The organism is Paraflavitalea sp. (assembly GCF_059502485.1).
The window spans coordinates 1,172,077-1,196,783 of record NZ_JCACET010000008.1 but is presented as its reverse complement, the minus strand read 5'-3'; the positions used below and the strand labels follow the sequence as shown (position 1 = coordinate 1,196,783).

General features: G+C 45.9%; 19 protein-coding genes. 8 read left to right on the top strand and 11 right to left on the bottom strand.

The annotated features are described in order from the left end of the window. Position 1: 1 nt before the first annotated feature. The 6 genes from AC5JBY_RS07720 to AC5JBY_RS07695 form a co-directional block, all read right to left on the bottom strand. A complete protein-coding gene (locus tag AC5JBY_RS07720; RefSeq protein WP_495903989.1) occupies positions 2-685 on the bottom strand; it encodes an HAD-IA family hydrolase in 684 nt (227 codons plus the stop codon). An 18-nt stretch (positions 686-703) separates the two neighbouring features. After that, positions 704-1,273 carry an HD domain-containing protein gene (locus tag AC5JBY_RS07715; RefSeq protein ID WP_495903988.1) on the bottom strand — a complete coding sequence of 190 codons (570 nt, stop codon included), beginning with the start codon at positions 1,271-1,273 and terminating at the stop codon, positions 704-706. A 10-nt stretch (positions 1,274-1,283) separates the two neighbouring features. Further along, complete coding sequence (locus tag AC5JBY_RS07710) at positions 1,284-2,357, bottom strand: hypothetical protein (RefSeq protein ID WP_495903987.1); 1,074 nt, start codon at positions 2,355-2,357, stop codon at positions 1,284-1,286. Positions 2,358-2,593: 236 nt separating this feature from the next. Further along, positions 2,594-4,123 (bottom strand): SusD/RagB family nutrient-binding outer membrane lipoprotein, encoded by a 1,530-nt coding sequence (locus AC5JBY_RS07705; RefSeq protein WP_495903986.1) that lies wholly within the window; start codon positions 4,121-4,123, stop codon positions 2,594-2,596. A 49-nt stretch (positions 4,124-4,172) separates the two neighbouring features. Beyond that, on the bottom strand, positions 4,173-7,454 hold the full coding sequence (locus AC5JBY_RS07700; protein WP_495903985.1) for a SusC/RagA family TonB-linked outer membrane protein: 3,282 nt from the start codon (positions 7,452-7,454) through the stop codon (positions 4,173-4,175). 179 nt (positions 7,455-7,633) lie between these two features. Continuing rightward, entirely contained in the window at positions 7,634-8,203 is a 570-nt protein-coding gene (locus AC5JBY_RS07695; protein WP_495903984.1) for a helix-turn-helix domain-containing protein, read from the bottom strand. A gap of 197 nt (positions 8,204-8,400) precedes the next feature. On the opposite strand from AC5JBY_RS07695, the gene AC5JBY_RS07690 reads away from it, so the two are divergent. After that, a complete protein-coding gene (locus AC5JBY_RS07690) occupies positions 8,401-9,234 on the top strand; it encodes a UDP-2,3-diacylglucosamine diphosphatase (RefSeq protein ID WP_495903983.1) in 834 nt (277 codons plus the stop codon). 26 nt (positions 9,235-9,260) lie between these two features. Then, on the top strand, positions 9,261-10,295 hold the full coding sequence (locus AC5JBY_RS07685; RefSeq protein WP_495903982.1) for a glycosyltransferase family protein: 1,035 nt from the start codon (positions 9,261-9,263) through the stop codon (positions 10,293-10,295). 90 nt (positions 10,296-10,385) lie between these two features. Here AC5JBY_RS07685 and AC5JBY_RS07680 read toward each other — a convergent pair whose 3' ends face one another. After that, complete coding sequence (locus AC5JBY_RS07680) at positions 10,386-10,562, bottom strand: hypothetical protein (protein WP_495903981.1); 177 nt, start codon at positions 10,560-10,562, stop codon at positions 10,386-10,388. Positions 10,563-11,162: 600 nt separating this feature from the next. Then, positions 11,163-11,861, bottom strand: coding sequence for a hypothetical protein (locus tag AC5JBY_RS07675; RefSeq protein ID WP_495903980.1), 699 nt, complete (start codon positions 11,859-11,861; stop codon positions 11,163-11,165). Between the two features lie 581 nt (positions 11,862-12,442). On the opposite strand from AC5JBY_RS07675, the gene AC5JBY_RS07670 reads away from it, so the two are divergent. After that, the gene (locus tag AC5JBY_RS07670; protein ID WP_495903979.1) at positions 12,443-13,663 is read left to right on the top strand and encodes a hypothetical protein; all 1,221 of its coding nucleotides are present in this window, start codon (positions 12,443-12,445) and stop codon (positions 13,661-13,663) included. Between the two features lie 221 nt (positions 13,664-13,884). Here AC5JBY_RS07670 and AC5JBY_RS07665 read toward each other — a convergent pair whose 3' ends face one another. The 3 genes from AC5JBY_RS07665 to AC5JBY_RS07655 all read right to left on the bottom strand — a co-directional run bounded on the left by AC5JBY_RS07665 (position 13,885) and on the right by AC5JBY_RS07655 (position 19,705). Beyond that, positions 13,885-15,348 carry a beta-helix domain-containing protein gene (locus AC5JBY_RS07665; RefSeq protein WP_495903978.1) on the bottom strand — a complete coding sequence of 488 codons (1,464 nt, stop codon included), beginning with the start codon at positions 15,346-15,348 and terminating at the stop codon, positions 13,885-13,887. Positions 15,349-15,373: 25 nt separating this feature from the next. After that, positions 15,374-18,175 carry a TonB-dependent receptor gene (locus AC5JBY_RS07660; RefSeq protein ID WP_495903977.1) on the bottom strand — a complete coding sequence of 934 codons (2,802 nt, stop codon included), beginning with the start codon at positions 18,173-18,175 and terminating at the stop codon, positions 15,374-15,376. 219 nt (positions 18,176-18,394) lie between these two features. Continuing rightward, positions 18,395-19,705: a porin gene (locus tag AC5JBY_RS07655; protein ID WP_495903976.1), complete on the bottom strand. Its 1,311-nt coding sequence runs from the start codon at positions 19,703-19,705 to the stop codon at positions 18,395-18,397. 127 nt (positions 19,706-19,832) lie between these two features. Here AC5JBY_RS07655 and AC5JBY_RS07650 point away from each other — a divergent pair, with 127 nt between their 5' ends. The 5 genes from AC5JBY_RS07650 (at position 19,833) to AC5JBY_RS07630 (ending at position 24,647) form a co-directional block, all read left to right on the top strand. Then, complete coding sequence (locus AC5JBY_RS07650; protein ID WP_495903975.1) at positions 19,833-20,480, top strand: DUF47 domain-containing protein; 648 nt, start codon at positions 19,833-19,835, stop codon at positions 20,478-20,480. 9 nt (positions 20,481-20,489) lie between these two features. After that, a complete protein-coding gene (locus AC5JBY_RS07645; RefSeq protein ID WP_495903974.1) occupies positions 20,490-21,506 on the top strand; it encodes an inorganic phosphate transporter in 1,017 nt (338 codons plus the stop codon). A 145-nt stretch (positions 21,507-21,651) separates the two neighbouring features. Next, positions 21,652-22,512 (top strand): glucose-1-phosphate thymidylyltransferase RfbA, encoded by an 861-nt coding sequence (gene rfbA / locus AC5JBY_RS07640; protein ID WP_495903973.1) that lies wholly within the window; start codon positions 21,652-21,654, stop codon positions 22,510-22,512. A gap of 86 nt (positions 22,513-22,598) precedes the next feature. Further along, entirely contained in the window at positions 22,599-23,654 is a 1,056-nt protein-coding gene (gene galE, locus AC5JBY_RS07635; RefSeq protein ID WP_495903972.1) for a UDP-glucose 4-epimerase GalE, read from the top strand. A gap of 39 nt (positions 23,655-23,693) precedes the next feature. Then, the gene (locus tag AC5JBY_RS07630; protein ID WP_495903971.1) at positions 23,694-24,647 is read left to right on the top strand and encodes a transketolase family protein; all 954 of its coding nucleotides are present in this window, start codon (positions 23,694-23,696) and stop codon (positions 24,645-24,647) included. Positions 24,648-24,707 lie beyond the last annotated feature (60 nt).

The window sequence follows — 24,707 nt, the reverse complement described above, 5'->3', positions numbered from 1 at the left end:
TTTATTGAATTAAAGGTGGAAGTTCAGCAAGACTATCGATGATGTTATCAGGGCTATATTGTTCCAGTTCGTTGCGGGTGTAAGCTCCGGTGGTCACACTCACTACCAGTCCACAACCGGCATTCCTGCCTTCGGCCACATCTACTTCCGTATCTCCTACTTTCACTACCTGCTCCGGATCGCTCACCTGCAATTGCTTCATGATGGCTTCGATCATGTAGGGATGGGGTCTTCCTTCCGGCACTTCATCGCTGGCGATCACCATATCAATGATTCCATTGTTGTCCCAACGCAGACGATGCAGGATGGCATCGGTGATGGGTCTTGTAAAGCCCGTGTTGAGTGCGATTTTGATACCCCGCTCCTTCAGCCAGGCAAACGTTTCTTCTGCATGGGGCAGCGGCGCCAGCTCTTCGTCCTGCTCATAAAAACTCACCATGTTGCGCGTGAACGTGTCGTGGATATTTTCAATGAGCCCATCCAGATCTTCTACTGGTTCAAGATAAAACTTATCGAGCAATATGCGGATGGCTTCTTTTTTCCGGAATCCCATTACTTTGTTTACTTCCTCTCTCGGCACTTGTACTCCATACGCTCCGGCTGCTTCCATGAAAGCATCTGCCACACTTCCTTTATCGCGCACGGTAGTACCCGCCATATCAAACACAACCAACTGTACTGACATATGTAAATATTTTACTTGTTATCGTTGCAAATGACGTACGATCATTCCATGGTATTTCTCCAGGTTGGGCACCGGCATTCCTTCGATCTTTGCTTCTTCATCCCATAGCCGCATTTTGATGATGAGGTCGAACAGGGGGTATTGTTCAAAAGCAAGTGCTTCGTCATCCTCCATGCGGCCACCCTGGAACTCCAGTGTGCGCTTGCTTGCTTCGGATAACTGCTCATAATAAGCAGGGGATTTCCAGGTGAGGTAGCGCTTGGCTTCTACGTGAGCCTCTACCAACCGGATCAACCGCTTTGAGAATCCTTTTTCTAACAGGAAGGCGCCGCCTACTTCTTCATGGTCTTTTATGCCAAAGCCATCCATCTCATTATCGCCTTCGGCAGATACGCAGATGTGACCTATATCATGCAGGAAGGCTGCCAGGATCACTTCTTCATCATGTCCCTGCTGCTCTGCCAATTGAGCCGCCTGTACCATGTGCTCCAGTTGGGTTACTTTTTCACCGGCGTATTCTTCACCGCCGTGGTGCTGATATAGGCTGATGATCTCTGTAGCAATGGCCTGGGCCTGTACATTATTCATAAAAGCTAATTTAATAGGCTGTAGTAATAGGATCTGCCACAGGATGATTGGCCGTGAAATTCATTCCCAGCAACCGGGCAATGGTAGCAGCGATCTGCTTTTGGTACAACTGCACAGGTGTCTTTACTTCTCCTACAGGTTTTGTATCCGGTCCCATTACTGCCAGCCATATTTCATGCGCATCTTCAATCTTAGCGCCGTGGTGCTTCCAGTTCGACTTTACCTTGTCACCGCGTCCGTGATCTACCGTAACCAGCAAAGTGGTCTTGCCTTTGTATTCCGGCATCGACTGTACTGTATTCCAGATATCACGGATCATAGCGTCTTCAGCATAGGCGCTGCCCAGGTATTGGTCATACATCCCCGCGTGGGCAAAGTCGTCTGTTTCGTCAAAAGCAATATACAGCACTTTTGGCTTGTATACTTTGAGATATTCACGCGCCGCCATGTAGGTAATGATGTCGGGACGCACACCAATGGGTTTTGTCGTCAGGAACTGCATATCGTTCAGGAGCTGCAGGCCGGGTGCTTTAAAGGCAAGGGTATCTATATCTGCATTTACATACACACCGCTGCGGGGTTCATGCAGGATGTACGGGAAAACATCCCAGGTAGAAAAGGCCGCTACTTTGCCTTTGTACTTTGCCTGCTTATTGATATACTCCAATACATTCTCGTGCTTGTTCCATATTTTATCGTTGGAGTTGACGGCTGTATCGGGGTAACCTGTGAATATTTCATTATAACCGGGGTAAGAGAACCAATGGGGATTGGCATTGTCAATTTTATTATCGAATGCCCGGTTGCCGTACAGTTGTCCCTGCTGTGCTATGGTTGACCAGAAGAAGGGAAACAGTTTTTGTCTTCTCGCCGCTTCATCTTCTGCCCAGAAACGTTGTTTAATACCTTCTTTATCGTGGTTGAACGTGCTGTCGTTCATCAACACAGGGTCAACGCCTTTGAACACCTCTTGCCAGCGCATGCCATCGAGCGTTACGATAATGAGGTTTTCGGTTTTACGTTGTTGCGCCATTGCTGTTGCAACAATCACGGTTGCTATGATTGAAAGGAGATATTGTTTCATGGAGAATGGTGTAAGTAGGTGAATAAAAAAAGGGCGAAACTTAGAAAAGCTTCGCCGTCAACATTAAGAAACTGCTACGATTGCTTATAATTTGTAGAATACTTCTTTTAGCAAGGTTGTTATTCTCATTTACGCCCGGGGGTGGCGATTATTTTATTCATACACACAAATCTCAAACCGGGCTCGAAGCTAACAAAGAACTTTAATCGCAATGGAATATCAGGATTAAGGAATTATTATTTAATCGACCACATCCTGGTATTCAGATCATCCGCACCTTGTCTGTCTACTGCCGTCTTACGATTTACCCCATTCAGCGATTGTTCTGACAGTGGATAAATATAGCGTACCGGTACTTTATTGTTATTGAGGTTATCGGGACCTGGCACTACAGCGGGCATGCCGGTACGTCTCCAATCGAACCAGGCTTCCAGTCCGTTAAAGAACAGGGCCACCCATTTTTGCAAGGCAATCTTGCCCAGCTTCTCTGCCTGTGTACCCGTATAAGCTACACCGGTTTGGGTGTAATAGCTGGCGGGAGGCGTCACATTAATATTATATTGAACGGGTACAATACGCTTGTAGTAGTTGAAGTTGGCTGCAATACCTGCGAGATAATAACCCTCAGCTGTACCTGTAGTGATCAAACCTTTTTCTCTTGCTTCGGCCAGGATAAACTGCAACTCGGCATAAGACATCAACATGCTTTGTGCAACATTGGCTACTGGTGCAGGCCCTGCATCGTTACAAACCAGGCAGGCATAGCTCAACCCTACCCGTGATACACCTTGTGGACCGCCATTGTAGTTCAGGGCAGCCACATCACCAAGACCGTTGGGAATACCCTCAATCTTTGGCGTACCGGCAGCTACCGATTTTTCAGAAGGACGGCCAAAAACCGGGAGACGTGGATCGCTCAACGCGGTCAGACGGTCACTCATGGATTTACTAACTCTGAACTCGTCGAAAGAACCTACGCGTGATCCGTACATGGGCCACTGGTTGGGGGCCGCTTCGAAATATTTCAGGGCCGCGTTGTCATCGTTGCTTTCGAAAATGGGGGTTTGTGCAGGGTTGCTTATGATTGCCTGCATATCGGCTCCTACATTCTTTTTGGCAGAAATACGCATCATGTAGCGCAGGCGAAGTGAGTTGGCCAGCTTGCGCCACTTGATAATGGAGCCGGCTCCACCACCAAACAGGATATCGCCGCTGATCGTTTCATTGCTGGTACCCAGCAGTTCATTGGCTTTCTTGAGATCGGCAAGGATACCGGTGTAAACTGCTTCCTGGGCATCATACTCAGGGGTATAAACACCAGCTGCTTTTCCTTGTGTAGCCTTGCTGTAAGGAATATCTCCGTAGGCATCTGTTGCCAGTGAGAACATCCATGATTTCATTACCAGCGCTACACCGAGGTAGTTATTCTGAACAGGCTTCGCATTGGTAGCGATGTCGATGATGTTCTGCACGTTCCGCATATTGCTATATACACTATTCCAAACGCTGTTCTTTTCTCCCCACAGATAGCGGTCTTCGTTTACGAACTGGATCTTAGCTGTATGTTGTACCACAATGTTGCCGATACCCCAGGCTTCGCCTACCTGATCATTCAGGGTATTGCGGATCACTCCCGACAAAAGGAGGTCAGGGTTTACGGCAATAGGTACGTTTTTATTGGTATTGATATCTTCGAAGTTCTTCGTGCAGGACGATACGCCTAACGAGAGGCAAAGGACCGCTGCTAAATATTTTGTTTGTTTCATTGCTTTAATTTGGTTCGTTTTTAACAATTGCACTTTTCTGCTGCCGGTATTAGAACTTGAAGCTCAGGTTCACGCCATAGCTTCTTGTAGAAGGGATAGACATGTACTCGATACCTGGCAATGCTGTGCCTCCGCTGTAAGACATTGTCTCCGGATCGATATGGGGCACATCTGACCACAGGGCAAGGTTTCTTCCTACCAGGCTTACTGTGCAGCTTCTGAAAGGCAGCTTACCAAACCATTTGTCGGGGATCATGTAACCGATCTGCACTTCGCGGAGTTTTACAAATGAAGCGTCATACATTACGCCTTCAGCGATGCTTCTGCCGCCAGTCCAGGCGCTATGCCATTCGCGTGCTGTTCTTTTAACATCGTTGGGTTTGAAGGTTCCGTCGGGATTCTGGATCACCCCTGCTCCGATAACACCATTACCGGGCTTGCTCAGGTCGTAACCATCGGCGCGTCCTTCGAGGGTCTCTATAATGATACCACCTTCGCGGCCTACGGTTTGTGTTTCGGAATACAACTCACCGCCCTGACGGATATCGAACAGGAAGCCGAGTTTCACGCCTTTGTAGTTAAGTGTATTGTAAATACCAGCCAGCCAATCAGGATTGTAGTTACCCAACTTCATCAATGTTGTAGTTGGTACCGGGCGACCATTTGAGAACACCATTTGTCCTACATTCTTGCCGGAAGCATCGTAGTAAGGTTTGCTGGCATCCGTGTTTTGTACACGGGCAAAACCGATACCATACATATCACCCATGCGCTCACCCACGCGAGCTTCGATGCTTACGCGCCTGCTGGCCATTACAAAGTTTTTAAGATTGTCGGACAGCTCAACCACTTTGCTGCGGTTTGTAGAGAAATTGAGGTCTATATTCCAGGTCAGGTCTTTTGTTTTTACAGGCACCAGGTTCAATACTGCTTCAAAACCCCAGTTCTTGATCTTTCCTGCATTGATAGAGCGGGAAGAATAACCGCTGGTGAGTGATAAAGGAATATTGAGGATCTGGTTGCGGGTATTGCTTTGGTAGAAAGTGAGGTCAATACCAATCCGGCTGTTCAGGAAACGGGCATCCAGACCTACTTCATAGGCTGTGCTGATCTCGGGTTTCAGGCTCAGGTTGGCCAACCTGTCTGTTTCGCCATATACCTGCGCGCCACCATAAGGTGTGCTGGGGTTATAGGCTTGTGTAAAAGTAAATGGATCGGTATCGTTACCTACCTGAGCAAAGCTACCACGCAGTTTTGCATAGGTAACAAACTCCGGCAGGGTGAACATATCGCTGATCATCGCGCTCAATGCTACTGAAGGATAGAAATAAGCATTTTGCTCATTACCGAATGTCTTCAGGCTCTCGGGCAATGTCAATGAGCTTGACCAGTCGTTACGGGCAGTGATATCGAGGAACAGGTAGTTACGGAAAGCGATCTGTGCGGAACCGTATAAGCTATTCACTCTCTTTTCTACTACTGATTGAGAAACTTCCAATGGAATGCGTGAGTTCGTCAGGTTGTAAATACCAGGGATATTCAACTGACCGGCATTCGTTTCGTCGAAATCTGATTTCTGCCTCATCTGGTTGCCTCCGAATGAACCTGAGATAGAGAAATCGTTGTTGATCTTTTTATTGGCAGTAAACAGGAAGTCGGAGTTACGTTCTTCTGTTATGATGTTCGTTTCGCGGTACTGACCAAAGGGGAAACGTTGTGTGCTGAATCCACGCTGATACTGCCTTTTTTCATTACCATAATCGGTTGCTGTTCTCAATTGCAGGCTCAACCAGTTGGTGAAGTCATATTTCAACACGACGTTACCAATAACACGGTTCACATCCTGCCCGTTTGTATTTTCCATCACGGTCAGGTAAGGATTGTCATGGTAGTTGTAGTTCCAGCTGTATTGCTTCAGTCCTGTAAGGCCATTTTGCCAAAGCCTTTGCATGTCGCTCACTTTTACAGAGCGGGGCAGCCAGCAGTTGAACAAGTACATGATGCTTTCTGTACCGTAGCTGATGGAAGGCCTGTTACCGCTTTCGCTCTTTATATAAGATACAAAGGCGCGGGCTGAGAATTTAGAATTGAAATTGTACCCACCGCTCAAAGAAACCGTATTGCGTTTCAGGTCGGTGTTGGGCACGATACCTGTTTGATCAAGGTTTGTATAAGATAAACGGAAATCACCAAAATCGTTCTTACCTGTCAGGGCGACATTATTGGTTAATGTGCGGCCTGTTTTGAAGAAGTCTTTTACACCATCTACATCTGCCAGCCAGGGAGTAGGCGTGATCACGCTACCTGCCGGGGCATTCAGGTCACCACCTGTGTAAGGGATTGCCTGTCCATTCAGTGTGCGGGGTGAATTGAACTGGGGATATAATTGTCCATTGAAAGCTGGCCCCCAGCCTTCGTCGGTTCCATCTGTAAGACCAGCACCACCTCCATTCACAAACGCAAAGGCTCCTCCGTTACCATTACCTTGTCCATATACATTTTGGTACTCAGGCAATTTCAACGCCGACTCCATGGTCAGGTTGCTGTTCACTTCTACACCGATACCTTTATTACCTCTGCCTGATTTTGTTTTAATAAGTATAACGCCGTTGGCAGCTCTTGAGCCATAAAGGGCTGAAGCTGCAGGCCCTTTCAATACCGTCATCGACTCCACATCATCCGGATTGATAAAGCTGGCGCCATTACCGAAGTCTACTTCGAGGTTATTACGACCAGAGCCACCTGTCAGTGAGTTGCTGATGGGCACACCGTCCACTACATATAAAGGCTGGTTCTTATTGAGGTCTACAGAGCGCTCGCCACGGATACTTACGCGGGCAGAACCACCAATACCGGAAGGGCTTCCAATAACCGTTACACCAGCTACCTTCCCGGCCAACTGGTTTACCAGGTTGCTTTCGCGTGCCACTGTGAGGTCTTCGCCTTTTACTTCCTGAAGGGCGTATCCCAATCTTTTCTTCTCTTTCTTGATACCCAACGCCGTTACTACTACTTCATTCAAAGACTTGCTATCCTGCTCAAGCGCCACTTCGATATTGCTTCCACTCACCACTACTTCTTTAGATAACATACCCACTCCACTAAACACCAGCACATCTCCTTTTTTGGCTTCAATGGAGAAAGCACCATCTGTTTTGGTGGAAGTTCCTGCTGAACTGCCTTTTACCATAACAGTTACACCTGCTACAGGTGATTGATCTTTGGTGGAAATAACTTTTCCGGAAACCGTTTCTTGTGCGAGAGAGAGCAATGGTAACATCAACAATAGACATGCCGTTACCACCCTTGTAATAAGGTAGCATTTACTCATAAACAGATTTTTTTAAATAGAGGGAGTGATAATAAAATTGCAGCCCGAAAATAGACGGGCTGTGTAAAGAGAAGGTTACGGGGGTTTTAACAAAGCATTAATTGTTTATAAACACTAAACCCAAGTTTAGTATATATAAATATGCTTTATCAACAATAGAGCCGATGAAAATCATTGCATTAAAACAAATAGGCTATCAGGATAGAGGCTTCGGTGTTGCCGATGTTGCGCAAACGGTGTTTAGCCCGCCCGTCGAAGAATAATGTATCTCCTGCATGGAGTTCAAACTTTTCCTTTTCGATCTGGTACTCGATGCTTCCTTTCAGGATATGTTTACACTCGAAAGCATCTGTTTGTATCATCTGCTTGCGGGAGGCTCCTTTTTTCAGGTCCAGCACCGCAATATCGATGGCCTGCGCTACAATGCTTTTGGTGAGGATACGCTTGTAAGAGAATCCTTTAACCGGCTCTTTTTCGAAAGGCTTTTCTTCGCCTTTGCGAACAATTAATACGTGGCCATTGGTAAAATGCTCGTGCATGTCTTCGAAGAAGCTCTTCAGGTCTTCGCCCAGCGAATGGATCAGGTTGAATAATACGGGGAGGGAGGGTACTGTGCGGTTGTTCTCTACCTGCGAGATAAGTCCCTTCGTGACGCCGGCCCTGTTGGCCAGTTCTTCGAGGGTAATATTCTTCTGTGTGCGCTTCGATTTAAGCTTTTCACCTATTAATAAGATCAGATCTTCCTGCATGATAATAAGGGATACGTTAAGGGAATACAATATTAAATAAAAAAAAGGCGGGTGGCCGAATGATGTAGATTCCAATTAAACTATAGTTAAAATAATGTAATCTGTTAATAGTCTGTTCATATTTACAAAACAATTACTTAACGTCTGCTTAAAACTGGGGTAATACGATCTGGGGAAATTTGCAAAACCCAAACTCCATGGAAAAACGTCCTGTAGACGTAGTGGTTCTCTCCGATGTTCACCTGGGCACGTACGGTTGTCATGCGCGGGAACTGGTTGCTTACTTAAAAAGTATAGCGCCCAACATTCTTATCCTCAATGGTGACATCATCGACGGTTGGCAATTCTCCAAGCGGTACTTTCCAGCTTCACACATGGCGGTGATCAAGGAGGTGCTTAACCTCATGACCAAAGGCACCAGGGTATTTTATATCACCGGCAACCACGACGAGCTACTCCGCAAGTATACCGACTTCCAGCTCAGCAATTTTACCCTCACGGACAAACTGGTACTGGAGATCGATAACAAGATGACCTGGATATTCCATGGGGACGTATTTGACAACACTACCAAAGGTGGAGCTAAGTTCCTGGCCAAGCTGGGCAGCAGTGGTTATGGCATGCTGATCCTCTTCAACCGGTTTATCAACTCTACCCTGAAACTTTTTGGACGGGAGAAGCTCTCCATCTCCAAGAAAGTAATGGCAGGGGTAAACAAGATGGCGAACATCGATAAGTTTGAAATGATCGCAGCCGAACTGGCTATAGAGAAGAAATATGATTATGTGATCTGTGGCCACATTCACCAGCCACAGAAGAGAATAGTAGAGAATGAAAACGGAAAGGTGACTTACCTCAACTCCGGCGACTGGGTAGAGCATCTCACCGCCCTGGAGTATAGCCAGAACGAATGGAAAATATTTGAATACAACGAAAAGGATTTCCAACATATTCCTGCTACCGACATGAGCAGAAAGATCAATGTAGTCACAGACGAGATCAACTTTTATATAAACTCACTGGCCATTTAACTAACCCAAGAACATTAAGAACGCACATGAAAATTCTTTATGCTTTACAGGCTACTGGTAACGGACATATCAGCAGGGCTATGGAATTGTTGCCCTTCCTGCAAAAGTTTGGTACTGTAGACCTTTTTCTCAGTGGCGCCAACAGTACGTTGCCGCTCGACGCGCCTGTCAAGTACCGCAGCAACGGGCTTAGCCTGTTTTATACCTGCAAGGGCTCGCTGGATTACTGGAAACTTACGCGCAGCATTTCTCCGCTCCGCATCATGAAGGAGGCAAGGGACCTGCCCGTAGAGAAATATGACCTTGTGTTGAATGACTTTGAGGTAATCACTTCCATTGCCTGCGCGCGTAAAAAAGTACCTTCTGTAAACTTTGGTCACCAGGCCAGCTTCATGTCTGATAAAACGCCCCGCCCTGAAAAAGTAAATAAGGTGGGTGAGTGGATTCTCCAGAATTATGCGAAGGCTTCTCAATATATAGGATTGCATTTTGAATCTTATGATGACTTTATCTTTTCGCCCGTTATCAAAACTGAAATACTGCAGGCAGAGGCCAGGAACGACGGACATGTGACTGTGTACCTGCCTTCTTATTGCGACAATGAGCTGATGGCTTTGCTGGCTCCTTTCAAGGACCATCGCTTTGAAGTGTTCTCCCGCCAGACTAAGGAAAGAAAGACTATTGGCAACATCACGCTGATACCTGTAAGCAAACATGACTTTAATGAAAGTCTTATCAGCTGCCATGGTATTGTTTGCGGAGCAGGTTTTGAAACACCCGCTGAAGCTTTACACCTGAAAAAGAAAATGATTGCCATTCCTATCAAGGGTCAGTATGAGCAAATGTGCAACGCTGCCGCCTTGAAGAAAATAGGTGTTAAAACGTTGGATAAGCTGGATGACGATTTTCCGGACATCTTCGACAACTGGGTAAATGATCCTGTTACGCCTACTATCTCTTATAAATATTCAACGGAGGCCATCATCAATATCCTTATGTTCCGTTGCTCAGATCTCAAAGACAAATTAGAGATACCTTACCCTGAGCTGGTGTTCAATTAACCCTTTCCCATTCTCACCTGATATATAAAAAAAGTCGTACAACGTTTTCATTGTACGACTTTTTTTCCTTTTGATCTCATGACACCGTTTTTAATGATGGTACTGTACGTATGAAGTATCCTTCTTTGTTGTGTCTTTTTTCTTTTTACCACCGGTGTCCTGATAGTTTACATTGTCTCCTGGTGCTGGCGCCTTCAATTGTGTTGTCGAGGCGGTGATGGTGGCTGTTACAAACAGCGCTGCTACTGCTACTAATAGTGTTTTCATAGATCAACAATTAAAAGTGTTAGAAAATTAAGTGTTGACTAAGAATAACAAGCACCGTACCAAAATATATTAAAGTGCTTTAATAATCGGTTGTACATAACTGATACCCATACCCAAATTGAGGAACATTTACCCAAATGCCAGCGCTATTAAAAATGATGCCAGGAGGTAATGACATAAAAAAAGCCGTCACGATAGAAATCGAACGGCGTCAGTCACATGAGAGAATTCCTCTCACTTATAAAGAGTTGTAGAAATCAATTGGAGACCAAAGTTAAGTAGACGCTGTGTTAAGAATGCAGAATCAACAAATTAATTTCATTCTCATGATAAATATGTTGTCGACAAAATATATGACCGGTAGTATTTGGCTTTGACCGGTGGTCTTTTTTCATAATACCTCAACGAGCATTAGTAGAATTACGAAACAATATATACTTCAACTTTAATATTCTACTTGTATGCTGGGGTAATTGGGTAGTGGAGAGTTAAGAAAGGAATAAGAGTTAGTTGACAGGTTAACAAGTTGAAAGTTGGTAAGGAGTAAACACGAATTCCTATCGAATTACACGAATTGAATGACGAACGACCTATAGCGTTTTATGCGACGCGTTGGTTGGGTGGTTTTAGTTGGATGGCTTGTCGTTGTTGTTCGCGCCTTCTTTTCTTCTTTCGCAAGACGCCGGATGCTATGATCTCCTGCATCCATCTTTCTTTCAGGCGTTGCTCTTCTAACCATTGAAGCTTCTTTTCGCGGGCTATGCGCTTGCGCTCACGTTCTATCAATTCGGCAGTATTATCGTAATTGCTTTTCCAGTGGTTGCGGCCAATGAGCTTGAGATAGCGACGGCACTTCGGGTTTTCGGTGCGGTGTTTCAGGCGTGTCTTGTAAGTTTTCTTTGGTCTGACGGGTTGTTGCCTGCGGCCTGTTTTGAGTTTGATGCCAGTGGCTTGCTGGTAGAGTACCCAATATTCTACATAGGTCTTCCAAAGGTAGTCGTAGGCTTCCTGTGCAGTGGCGCCATTGTCGATCATGATCATCGCTTCGCCGGTGAAGTCGCGGTACATCCAGAACTGGCGCCAATCCATAGGCAAATCGCTATAGATGGAGGAGGCGATCTTTGAAGCGGTTACCAGTCTGCCGGCAGCAAGGCGGGTTTTGTGGAAGGCCGGGTGTGTGAGGACTTTCTCCCGGGTGAGCCTGCTTTTCATGCGTACGAGGTGCTGGCCCTCCCATTTGTAAAAGGTGAGGTTGTCCCAGGTGCATTCAAGAAATATGGGTCCACATTGTTGGGCCATCGGTAAGCGTTAATTATATGCATGAAATTAATAATGTTATTTGTGCTTTGGAAGGGGATGACCGAAATTATTTTGGGATTGACTAAGGGTTCGCGATGGTACCTCATTGATTTCTTGAGCCCCGGATAGGTCTAATCGATTGACTGACATGCAATTATTAAGCATTCAGCTTCACGGAGTAGTTCAATGTTTATGAAAATGCGCCTTTAGTGCGGATCATGTACGGCTCAACCCCGGCTCAAGTACGGCTTATCCCGTTTAGGGGTGCGGGTAAACTGTTATTTAAATATGAGCAGGGGAATAAAAAAGCCGTCACGATGGAAATCGAACGGCTGCAGTCACATGAGAAAATTCTACGCTTTAAAAAGAGGTTCTTATATCAATTCACATAAATTCTATTGGCACTGCAAGGTAGGCTGCGGTTGTTACGTATACCTTACCGCAGGTTTATGCTACCGTTAAGAATTGATGAAAAGCTGGTTAAAAAACACGTCCGCTAAATAATTACAAAACAACGAGTTATAAATATTCAATAGTATATCCAATAATTATTTGTAAATTATAGTACACAAGGTTTGCCGGTGAAAAGATGGGTTATCATATTATCCCTGTTCCTGGCAGCGTCCGTTGTCCCCGCTGCTGCCCAACCACAACAAGCATCAACTATCCAGTTTGATTTTTGCGGCACCCCTATTCTATTCAATTTTGATAAGGTTAACCTTGAGCCTATACAGTCCACTCCACTAACGCAGGCGTCCGTTGAGTCATTTTACAACAACGTCAATAATGAGCATTACCAATCCATCATTAAAGCGCTGACAGCTTATAAGAAGCAATACCAGCCTGATGACTGGTTATTCTACCAGCTTGTTCGCAAAACTGCTCAGTATATAAGTCCCAAGGCTGACGACTACCTGCGTTATACTTTTTACAAATGGTATTTGCTCAATAAAACCGGTTATGATGCCATGCTGGCGGTAGCAGGCGACCGGGTTCTGTTTTATATCTATTGCGCCGAAAACATTTACAACATACCTACACGGGTGTATGATGGCAAACAATATGTATGTCTCAACTATCATGATTATGGCACTATAGATTTTTTGAAAAACCGGTTCACGCCGGTTAATATACCGGGCACCGCGGAGGGAAATACCTTTTCTTACCGGATCAATAAGCTGCCTGCATTCAGTCCAGGCGACTACCAGGAAAAGGAGTTACGCTTTAATTATTACGATAATGATTATCATTTCAAGGTAAAGCTGAATCCCCAGATCAAAGCGTTATTCACCAACTACCCTACGGTAGATTACGAAGCGCAGTTAAATATTCCGCTTAGCCGGGAAACTTATCAATCGCTCATTCCCCTGCTAAAAAAGAATGTGAAGCGGATGAATATCAAAAACGGTGTGGATTACCTCATGCGTTTTACCCGTTATGCATTTCTGTTCGAGACTGATTCAAGGACGTTTGGCAGCGAGAAAAGGTTATCGCCCGAACAAACGCTACTTTATGAACAGAGTGATTGTGAAGACAGGGTGGCGTTGTTCTTTTATCTTGTAAAAGAGATCTATAACCTGCCGATGATCGTGCTTTCTTATCCGCAGCATGTTACTATTGCTGTGCAGTTCGATAAGCCGTTGGGCCATCCAATTATTTATAATGGCAACAAATACACTGTTTGTGAGCCCACTCCTCAACAAGAAGACTTGCCTATCGGCCAGTTACAGGCCAGTTTACGCAGCTCATCGTACGAAGTAGTTTATCATTACGCTCCTCCAGGTATCACTCAGCCAAAGTAATAACCATATAATTCAACCATCCCACCACCTCCTTCAAATGTTCACATTTTTAGGCTGTTCATTATTAGTGAACATGAAATAAAAATGAACACACATAATAACAAATTGAATATCAATATTACATAAACAACTCACTTATGGTTAGCGAATCAAGATGTCTGCCCAAAATGAAAAAGGGCGCCTCAATGAGACGCCCCTCGTATTATAGTCAGGTTAATCTATTAATACCTTGTCCATCCTTTGTGCCAGTTGGCATAAGCGCCAGAGGGAGCGATCGCACCGATGAAATCAACTTTCTCGATGAATGGCTGACGGGCAGTCAGGATCGGATCATCAAAGTAAGTGTTAGAGGCAGTAGGGATAACCAGTGGTGAGTTACCGAAAGGTACGAAGTCGGGGTTAACGTAGTCGAAAGGACGTGTGTAACGGATCTCGTCAACGGTAAGTATCCTGTTCTTTTTAGCTGCGAGGTTAAACTCAGCAGTCAGAGAAGCTTCTGTTGTAGTACCGGCAGAACCTGAACCTGATACGAAGTTGATTGGCTTTCTGCAACCGGCAATGAATATACCGCTCAGTTGCAAAGTTTTTGCTGTCAGGAAATTTTCAGAAGAACCTGCAGGACCATCTTTATCGTTGATCTCGAGACCTGAACCCCAACCTACCAATGCAGTATTGAAGATAGAGATAGAAGAATACCTTCTGATCTGAGCGGCAGAGCCGAGGTAGTTGGTGCTACCAATGTTGTTCAAAGTAGCTAAAGGTCCGAAAGCAGAAACGTTACAGAAAACTGCTTTTGTTTGTGGGAGTACAACTGTACCACCGCTATTGTTATCGCTTTCGAATGCTTCTGATTTAGATACATCGGCAATGAGTGAATCGCGGATGATCAGACCAAACTGGATAGTACCGCTGAAGCCGTTGTCGGTATCGAAGTCATCGTCCTGTGTTTTGTAAGCGATCAGGTATTTAGCGTTTACAGTACCACCAAACCACTCGAATGCGTCATCTTTTGCATAAGAAACCTGTACGTGGTCGATTACCGTCTTTCTACCTACAGCAGCCATGGTAAGGCTGTTTACTTCTTTGTCGGGTTGGAAAGCGTAACCAGCATATTCGATACGTACATATTTCAGTACGCCAGAGCTATCGTTGTCATCGGGCGTAGTGCCACCACCAGCAATGGCATCGCCGTTGCCGTTGTTGATACCGCCTTCTACTTCCAGTGTGCCAGGACCACCGCCAGTGCCAGTGAAAGTAGTGTTGATGTTTGCTTTACCGCAAATTACAATACCGCCCCAGTCGCCTGATTTAGGAGTAGGAGAGTTGGAAGTAAATACAATGGGAGCATCAACGGTTCCGTTGGCCACGATCTTTGAACCACGGCTGATTACCAGTACGGCAACGTCAGAACCTGAATAAGCACCCTTGATAGTTGTACCAGCCTCGATGGTCATCGTATGATTACCCACCAGGTATACTTTATCTTTCAGAATATAAGTATTCTCTTTACGAAGCATAGTGTCAGCATTGATACGACCTTGCAAAGTAATCGTTACACCGCCACCGCCACCGTTGCCACCACCGGGCACGATAATCACTTCTTTTTCTCCGTCCGTTTCTATTTTACGGCAGCCTGCAATAAGAAGTGCCGAAAATGCGGCGAGGAAAAAAATCTTCTTTTTCATATTCTTTGATTTGTATTTAAAGAGATTAGAGTATAGAGTAGTTAAATGTTACACCGATGGTTGTACCAAACCTTCTGGTGAAGCGATAAGGGTCTTTGCTCTTCTGGAAAGAGTCCTTGCTGCCATCAGGGTTCTGGTAGAAATATTGAGTGCGATTCAGGATATCCGATACGTTTACACGGATCTCACCTTTGCTTTTGAATACTTTTTTAGCCATTTGAAAGTCGAGCACAGGGCGTGGAGCTTCGTAAACATCCGGTGTGCTGGCGCCGGCGCTGATATCACCCACCAGGTAGATCCTTTCACCGATCTGGTTGAACAATAAAGTGGCATTGAATCCTTGCTTGGGTACATCATAGTTCAGACCCAGGTTGAGCAGGTAGGGAGACTGTCCTTGCATTGGGCGATCGATCTCAACTCCGAGGATATTAGCTTGTACGCGGCTCTTGATATAAGCGGCATTGGCTGACAAAGTGAAGTTCTTCAGCGCAGGTGCGAAATCAAGCTTTTTGCGGATCTCCAATTCAACACCGTAAGAAGTAGCCTTATCAGTATTCTGGTAGTTGAAAGTACTTGCACCACCGCTGCCTTCATTATATATCTGCTCGATGGCATTGTCGAAATACTTATAGAACACACCCAGCGAGAATACTTCACCAGCTTTGGGGTACAGTTCGTAACGCAGGTCAGCATTGGTAGCCTTAGTCCTTTTCAGGTTGGGGTTACCTTGTACAGAGGCATTCAATTCAAAGTCGTACAGGTTCAGGAAAGAAAGCTCGCGCAGTTCGGGCCTGATCACGGTTTGTGAACCAGACAAGCGGATATTTGTCTTGGCATTCAGCTTATAGGTAGCATTCAACCCAGGTAACCAGTCGAGCACTTCGCTATGTGTATGGCGGGGATCATATTTCTTAACACTACCTACCAGTTGATCATAATTCTCAACACGCACACCCCACACAACACGCAGGTCATCGAAGAATGAGTTGTCGAACTGGATATAACCAGCATTCATGATCGTATTGGCCAGGTAACGGAAAGCATTTCCTTTGATCGCGTCGAAACCAAACTGCGTGCTGGAAGCAGCGCCATTGCCAAAGTTTTCTGGTGCAAAAACCTTGTCAGCAGGCAGCTGCCTTAAAGATGGATTATCGAGGGGCAGGTAGTTGGCAAACAATTTTGCATCATACAGGCGGTCTTTGATCTGCAACATATAACCACCTTTCACGGTTTGGCGATCGCCAAACATGTTGAAATTGTAAGTCAGGTCGCCACCAGCTGTATATATATAATCGCTCAGGTTCTGGAAGATGCGGCTACCGCTTTCCTGAGAAAGGGAGTTTGCGATCAGGAGGTTGTAAGGATCCTGTGTGCCGGTAGAGCGTGTATATACTATACGACGTTGATCGGGGCTATAACCATCTAGGATGTTGAAGGAGCCATACCACTTCAGGCGCAGGGGAGTTGCCAGCGTATGTTCACCGATTACCTGGGTAGTGAAGAAAGTATTTTGCTTGAAAGTAATTTCAGAAGCTCTTACATCGTTGCTGCGATCGAAGTCGAGGCCACTACGGTTGGTGAAATAGTTGGTGGTGTTAACGTTCAGGATCGACTTAACCGAGATCTTGTGTTTAGGGCTCAGTTGAACGCTAAGTCCTGCCAGGGCGCCAGCCAGGATATCCTGTGCATAGCGGTCATCATTATAAGCGTAGTTCCTGCTGACTGTGTTGCCAGTGATGTTGTTCCGCTGGTTCAACATGTCGATGAAACGGTTGCTCTTATTATATGTAACACCGAAAGTTCCACCTACTGTTTTGTCGAATATTTTGGTAACAAATCCGCCATTGGCCTGGAAAGAAGTATTCAAAGGAGCAGAGCCTGCAGTGGCAGTCCAATTATTAGGCATTGTCTTTCCTAATGCAGTCTTTTCTGCAGGGGTCATGATATCGAAGTTCGACTTAGTGGTATAGCCTTTGGGCAATCCTCTTGTACCATCATCGATACCGAGCCAATCCCAGCTACCGCCTTTTGCTTTGTAAAAGTCTTTACCGATGGTTTGAGTATTGAAACCGGTACCTACCTGTACATTCAAAAAGGGCTGTGTAGGGATATCTTTTGTATTTACCTGGATGAGACCACCTGCCCACTCGCCGGGATATTCCGGAACGAATGCTTTATTGATAACGATGTTATCGATCATGTTGGCAGGGATCAGGTCGAAAGAGAAAGTCTTACGGTCGGGCTCTGTGCTGGTCAGCAGGATACCGTTCAGCATGGCCTGGTTGTAACGATCGGCCAAACCGCGTACCACCAGGAACTTACCATCCTGCAAGCTCGCGCCGGGGGTTCTCTTCAATACCTCACCCGTGTTACGGTCGGGAGAGCGGCGAATGGTTTCAGCAGAAACAACAGATGCTACCGTATTCGTGTTCTTCTGGAAAGCGATCACTGAGTTAACTGATTCCAGGCGGGCGGGTGTGCGGCGGCTGGTTACTGTTACTGTGCTCAGTTCGGCTCCGCCTTTTTCCATAACAACAGAAAGGTCGTTTACCTGGCCGGCAGTGATCTCTACATCACTTACCACCTTGGCGGCATAACCTACTGTAGTAAAAGTCAATTCGTATTTCTGGCCAGAAGCGAGTGTAAGCGTGAAGCGTCCTTCGACATCAGTAGTAGTACCTCCGGGTGCGCCGGTGATCTTGATGGATACACCTTGCAGGGGTTCATTCTTACTGTTCAGGACTTTACCGGATATTTTTCCGGTTTGGGCAAAAGAAACAAGTGTCACTAATACAAAGACAAATAACAGGGAGTACTTTTTGCTCACAACAGTCTATTTAATGTGCGGGCAAAAGTATCAGCAGGATGTTACCGTCATATTACTGCAATGTTAAGGAATCATTAACAGCACCTATGAACAGTTCTAATGTTATGGGAATATTACGCTAATGTTACGGGAACATTTATTTAATGTTATCAATTGCCTGAAATGGCCGTTTTTTATCGATTGTAACATAAAAACCCTTAAATGTCCCGGTGCTGCGCGTTAAAATCTGTATTGTAGCCGGCAGGTCAGCACGTTTGACTTTAAGTTGGTTGCATAATCCGGCAAAGCGGTGGCTTCATTGTTTACAACATCATACCAGAGCATGAGTTTGAAGTGATCGTTCATATAGTAGTTATAACCAAAGCTCCAGGTATCATATCGTATGTTGGCGGCTGTAATATTAGTGCTGCTTGCGCCAATCTCTTTTCCTTTTACTTCCGTGTTGGGGTCGTACCAATCATATTTTACTCCCAACTGATGTTTCTTATTAATAATGTTTTGCAGGAAATAAAAGAAGGCGCCGTTAAATTTTCTTACATAATAAGGAGAACTGAGCAACAACCCGGGTGTCTCTGTATCATTGGCAGTAGCGGTTTGCGTGCCCCACCAATATTCGCCACGCAATTCTGTGGCGCCCCAGGCATGTTTCAACTTCCATTGCATGTCTACGCCTCTGTAATCGCGCGGTGCTTCATCATATAAATTATCATCGGAAGAATCTACTACAAATAATTTGCGCCCATTCGTGTTACGGGTAGCATACACATATTTCGTATTCTGAATGAACCCGCCCTGCAGTAACGACAAGCCGGCTGATGCCGTCAGCTTATCCGCAACGGGATAAGGCTTCAATGATAACCGACCGATCAGGTCTTTATAGCTATCGTATTCATTAGGTCCTGTGAGTCCCTGTCCATTGAACAAGCCTATATCGAATTTAAAATAACGCAAGGGATGATCGGGCTTTCGTGGAGCAAAACTTATCATTGCACCCAAATCACGCTCCGTTTTCATCAGTATCTGCGACATGCGGCCGCGCTCAGGTGATTCCCGGTCGACTGATGAAACGTTTACTTCAAATCCAAAGGGGCGTGGAAACATCCCAACGGTGAAAGCAAAGAGTTCCCATTTATTTTCAAATACGCGGCCCCAGAAATCCCTGATCACAACGCCTCGTTCTGTGCCCTCAAACTGGAAGACGAATTGTACACCGGGCTGGTCTTTATCGGTAAACCGGGTATAATCGAAGCGTATCCGGCCACGACGCAGCATAAAGCGATTGTTGGATTGTGGGGCAAAATTCCCCCCGTTAAAGGTTTCTACCCCTTTCCGGTCGGCCACCTGGAACTGGGGCTGCATATAGCCGCTGATGTTTACCCGGTCGAATTTCTTGTATATGTACAGTAGCCCCTTCCCTACCTCTGTAGTGGTGTCAATCATATCCATTAAGAATTGACTATGAACCACTTGCGTAACAATCAGCAGACCCGCCAGCAACCCTGCCCGCTTAGGGCTTAACAATAACTTCATACTTTCATAATATTGGAGCAAAGGTAGTTTGGTAGAAAAGAGCTATTGTTAAGAAATTATTACCAATTCACCCTATCTATAACATCGGTCTATTAGTTCTATTTTTGCCCCCAAATAATATAGGTGTATGGGTTTGAACTCTATCATGAAGATTTTCATGCCGAAGGACAAGATCTTCTACTCTCTTTTCGAACAGGTTGCGGTAACAGTGGCTGAGATGGGCAAGTTGATGAAGGACGTGGTAACAGAGCCCGATTTCGACAAACGTGCCGCTATCATTGCCCAGATCGAAGACATGGAGCATGTGAATGACGATTTCACCCATAAAATATTTACCGAGCTCGGCCGCAACTTCATCACTCCTTTCGACCGGGAGGATATTCACTACCTGGCCACCGCCCTGGATGACATTTGTGACTACATCTTTGCTTCCGCTAAAAAGATCAACTTTTATAAAGTAAATCCCAATGATCAGGGTATCCAGAAAATGGCCGACCTGATCGAGCAGGGTTCCGAGCAGATCAAAGTTGCGGTATTTGAACTGCGCAATATGCGCAACATGCGTAACATAACAGATGCGCTGGTAAAGGTGAACAGCATCGAAAACCAGGCTGATGATATTTTCGATATGAGCATCGACCGTCTGTTTGAAACAGAGCCGGATGCCAAAGAGGTGATCAAGAAACGGGAAATCTACCAGGTGATGGAGATTGTAACCGACAAATGTGAAGATGCCGGAAACGTGATCGAGTCCATCATCATTAAATACGCGTAATAACCGTTTATGACATTCCTGGTTATCATTATTATACTGGCATTGGCTTTCGACTATATCAACGGATTTCACGACGCAGCCAACTCAATCGCCACCATCGTTTCGACCAAGGTTCTCACTCCGTTTCAGGCTGTGATCTGGGCAGCAGTGTTCAACTTTGCCGCGTTCTTCATTGCTAAATACTGGATTGGTGAGTTTAAGATCGGTATGTCTTTTGCCAAGTCCATCAACTCACATTTCATTACGCTGCCGGTGATCTTTTCGGCACTGGTAGCTGCCATTGCCTGGAACCTGCTTACCTGGTGGTTTGGCATCCCTTCTTCCTCTTCCCACACTTTGCTGGGAGGCTTTATGGGTGCTGCGCTGGCACACGTAGGGGGCCTGTCTGAAGGGGGATTCACTGTAATCAACTACAGTGTGGTACTACCTATCTTCCTGTTCATATTCGGCGCACCGCTTATTGGTATGGTGGTGGCGCTCATTATAACGCTTATTATCGTGAACCTATGCCGCAGGGCCAATCCTTACAAGGCAGAAAGCTGGTTTCGCCGGCTGCAGCTTGTATCCTCGGCCTTGTTTAGCCTCGGACATGGTAGTAATGACGCCCAAAAAGTACTGGGTCTTATCGCTGCTGCGATGGTAGCGCAGGGAGAGTTGGATAGTGTGAAGAATGTGCCCGACTGGGTACCGCTCGCCTGCTTCAGTGCCATCGCGCTGGGTACGATGAGTGGCGGCTGGAAGATCGTAAAGACCATGGGCTCCAGGATCACCAAGGTAACGCCGCTGGAAGGTGTTGCTGCGGAAACTGCCGGTGCTGCTACACTCTTTTTGACTGAACACCTCGCTATCCCGGTAAGTACCACGCATACCATTGCCGGTGCTATCATGGGTGTAGGTGCTACCAAACGTTTATCGGCAGTACGCTGGGGTGTAACGATCAACCTGCTCTGGGCATGGATACTTACCATCCCCATCAGCGCTATCCTGGCAGCGATCGTATATTATATCGTGAAGCTATTTATATAAAATTTGTCAGCTACTAACTTCTTTTCCAACAACACGGGCCCCGCATCTTGCGGGGTTTTGTTTGTGGGGCAAGTTCCAAATCATTGGAAATTTTACTATTTTGGCGAATAATCAATGAGTTTTACGCACCAATAACAATATATAAATGAAAGGAATTATACTGGCTGGCGGTTCCGGAACCCGTTTACATCCGATTACTTACGGTATCAGCAAGCAGATCATGCCTATCTACGATAAGCCTATGATCTATTATCCTTTATCTACGCTGATGCTGGCCGGCATCCGTGAAATCCTGATCATCTCTACTCCGCACGACCTGCCTCAATTCAGCAGGCTGCTGGGCGATGGCTCCAAACTGGGGCTCAAATTCTCTTATGCCGAGCAAGCGGTGCCTAATGGACTGGCGCAGGCTTTCGTGATCGGCGCCGATTTCATTGGAAATGACTCTGTAGCTCTTGTATTAGGCGACAATATATTTTATGGCGCCGGCCTGGGTGAGCAGCTTGAAAAGAATAATAATCCCGATGGCGGCATTGTATATGCTTATCATGTAAGTGATCCTGAGCGCTATGGCGTGGTGGAATTCGATGACAACAAACAGGCGCTTTCTATTGAAGAGAAACCTGCCAAGCCAAAGAGCAACTATGCGGTACCTGGCTTATATTTCTATGATAATGAAGTGGTGAAAATAGCCAGGGATCTGCAGCCAAGCCCCCGGGGCGAATATGAGATCACCGATGTAAATAAAGAATACCTGCGCCGCAAGAAATTAAAGGTTTCCATCCTCGACCGTGGTACAGCCTGGCTCGATACCGGCACCTTCGATTCGCTCATGCAGGCTTCTCAATTTGTGCAGGTTATCGAACAAAGGCAGGGTATTAAAATAGCCTGTATCGAAGAAATAGCCTGGCGCAAAGGGTTTATTTCCCGGGAACAACTGGAGGTTATGGCTCAGCCATTGCTCAAAAGTGGCTATGGCCAATACCTGATGAACTTAATAAAATAGAAAACTGAACAATACCGTACCCCGTACAGGAGTTTAATATAACTTTAGCAAAATTTTCAAAGACCCAACTCACCATTATCCATAAGATGAGCAAAATCCTTGTAACAGGCGGTTGTGGCTATATCGGTTCGCATACCATCGTAGACCTTGTAGAGAACGGATTTGAAGTTATTTCTGTTGACAATAACTCACGTTCTACCCCCCGTATATTTGAAGGCATTGAAAAGATCACCGGCAAAAAGATCAAGAATTATAAGGTAGATCTTTGCAACTTCGACGACACTTTCGCGATTTTCCAGGAGAATGAAGATATCACCGGCATCATCCACTTTGCTGCTTTCAAAGCGGTAGGTGAATCTGTGGAGCAGCCGCTGATGTATTTCGAGAACAACCTGGTATCGCTAATCAACCTGCTGAAATGTGTGCAGGAGTTCAACATACCGCATTTCGTGTTCTCTTCTTCCTGTACTGTATATGGCAATCCTGATAAGATACCGGTAACGGAAACCACGCCTCCCAAACCTGCGGAGTCTCCTTATGGATACACCAAGCAAATGGGTGAGCAGATCATCAACGAGTTTTCGAAGGCCAGCAGTGCTCAATGTGTATTGCTGCGTTACTTCAACCCGGTAGGCGCCCACCCTTCCATCCTGATCGGTGAATTGCCCATCGGCAAGCCCGCCAACCTGGTACCTGCCATTACGCAAACTGCTATTGGCAAATTGCCGCTGATGCAGGTGTATGGTGATGATTATGATACAAGGGACGGCTCCTGTGTACGCGACTTCATCCATGTAAGTGATATTGCCCACGCGCATACGCTCGCTATACAATTTCTCGAACAAGGCAAGAGTACCAAACGTTGTGAGGTGTTCAATCTCGGCAGCGGCAATGGTTTCACCGTGCTCGAAGCCATCAAGACTTTTGAGAAAGTAACAGGTGTGCACCTCAACTATGTAATAGGCCCCCGCCGCCCCGGCGATGTGATAGCCATTTATGCCAATAATGACTTTGCTGTAAAAACGCTGGGCTGGAAACTGAAATATTCACTGGAAGACATGTTGCTTACTGCCTGGAAGTGGGAGCAGCGTCTCAAAACAGATGAAAAATTCTACCAGAGCAAACCGGCAGACCTGAATTAGTCCGGAAGGCCATATATTTGCAGCATCAAATCAAGGACCATGCTGAAAGAGATACAGCCCACCGGGCAAAAAGATACAAGGAGCGGCTTTGGCGATGGAATAGCAGAAGCTGCCCGTAAAAACTCTAACGTTGTTGCTTTAACAGCCGACCTGGCTGGTTCTTTAAAGCTCAACCAGTTCATCAAAGAATTTCCTGAGCGTTACGTACAGTGTGGTATTGCAGAAGCCAACATGATCGGCATTGCAGCTGGTATGACCATTGGCGGAAAAATACCTTACACTACTACATTCGCCAACTTCTCTACTGGCCGCGTATATGATCAGATCCGCCAGTCGGTAGCTTACTCAGGCAAGAACGTAAAGATATGCGCCTCTCACGCCGGTTTAACGCTGGGCGAAGACGGTGCTACTCACCAGATACTGGAAGATATCGGTATGATGAAAATGTTGCCTGGCATGACCGTGATCGTGCCTTGCGACTACAACCAAACCAAGGCCGCTACGCTGGCTATCGCCGACTACGTTGGTCCTGTTTACCTGCGTTTCGGTCGTCCCGTTTGGCCCATCTTCACCAAAGTAGAAGATTTTGTAATTGGTAAGGCTCAGGTATTCTCTGAAGGTACTGATGTATCGATCTTTGCCTGTGGCCACATGGTATGGAAAGCCATCGAAGCTGGTGTTATCCTCCAGGAAAAAGGCGTGAGCGTGGAAGTGATCAACATCCACACCATCAAGCCACTGGATACTGAAGCGGTGCTTAAATCCATCACCAAGACCAAATGTGCCGTAACTGTAGAAGAGCACAATATCATTGGTGGCCTGGGTGATTCTATTGCACAGGTAGCTGCGCGCCACCTGCCTATCCCCATCGAGTACGTTGGCACCAACGATACCTTTGGCGAAAGCGGTACGCCTACGCAACTGCTGAAAAAGTATGGTTTGGATACTCCCAACATCCTGACAGCAGTAGAAAAAGTAATGAAGAGAAAATAAACGTCTTCGATAGATACTGAAAGGCCCAACCCCGTGTTGGGCCTTTTTATTTCCAATTAT

Coding starts and splice junctions, on each gene's coding strand:
- AC5JBY_RS07720 (WP_495903989.1), bottom strand. CDS start 685: ATGTCAGTACAGTTGGTTGTGTTTGATATGGCGGGTACTACCGTGCGC.
- AC5JBY_RS07715 (WP_495903988.1), bottom strand. CDS start 1,273: ATGAATAATGTACAGGCCCAGGCCATTGCTACAGAGATCATCAGCCTA.
- AC5JBY_RS07710 (WP_495903987.1), bottom strand. CDS start 2,357: ATGAAACAATATCTCCTTTCAATCATAGCAACCGTGATTGTTGCAACA.
- AC5JBY_RS07705 (WP_495903986.1), bottom strand. CDS start 4,123: ATGAAACAAACAAAATATTTAGCAGCGGTCCTTTGCCTCTCGTTAGGC.
- AC5JBY_RS07700 (WP_495903985.1), bottom strand. CDS start 7,454: ATGAGTAAATGCTACCTTATTACAAGGGTGGTAACGGCATGTCTATTG.
- AC5JBY_RS07695 (WP_495903984.1), bottom strand. CDS start 8,203: ATGCAGGAAGATCTGATCTTATTAATAGGTGAAAAGCTTAAATCGAAG.
- AC5JBY_RS07690 (WP_495903983.1), top strand. CDS start 8,401: ATGGAAAAACGTCCTGTAGACGTAGTGGTTCTCTCCGATGTTCACCTG.
- AC5JBY_RS07685 (WP_495903982.1), top strand. CDS start 9,261: ATGAAAATTCTTTATGCTTTACAGGCTACTGGTAACGGACATATCAGC.
- AC5JBY_RS07680 (WP_495903981.1), bottom strand. CDS start 10,562: ATGAAAACACTATTAGTAGCAGTAGCAGCGCTGTTTGTAACAGCCACC.
- AC5JBY_RS07675 (WP_495903980.1), bottom strand. CDS start 11,861: ATGGCCCAACAATGTGGACCCATATTTCTTGAATGCACCTGGGACAAC.
- AC5JBY_RS07665 (WP_495903978.1), bottom strand. CDS start 15,348: ATGAAAAAGAAGATTTTTTTCCTCGCCGCATTTTCGGCACTTCTTATT.
- AC5JBY_RS07655 (WP_495903976.1), bottom strand. CDS start 19,705: ATGAAGTTATTGTTAAGCCCTAAGCGGGCAGGGTTGCTGGCGGGTCTG.
- AC5JBY_RS07650 (WP_495903975.1), top strand. CDS start 19,833: ATGGGTTTGAACTCTATCATGAAGATTTTCATGCCGAAGGACAAGATC.
- AC5JBY_RS07645 (WP_495903974.1), top strand. CDS start 20,490: ATGACATTCCTGGTTATCATTATTATACTGGCATTGGCTTTCGACTAT.
- rfbA (WP_495903973.1), top strand. CDS start 21,652: ATGAAAGGAATTATACTGGCTGGCGGTTCCGGAACCCGTTTACATCCG.
- galE (WP_495903972.1), top strand. CDS start 22,599: ATGAGCAAAATCCTTGTAACAGGCGGTTGTGGCTATATCGGTTCGCAT.
- AC5JBY_RS07630 (WP_495903971.1), top strand. CDS start 23,694: ATGCTGAAAGAGATACAGCCCACCGGGCAAAAAGATACAAGGAGCGGC.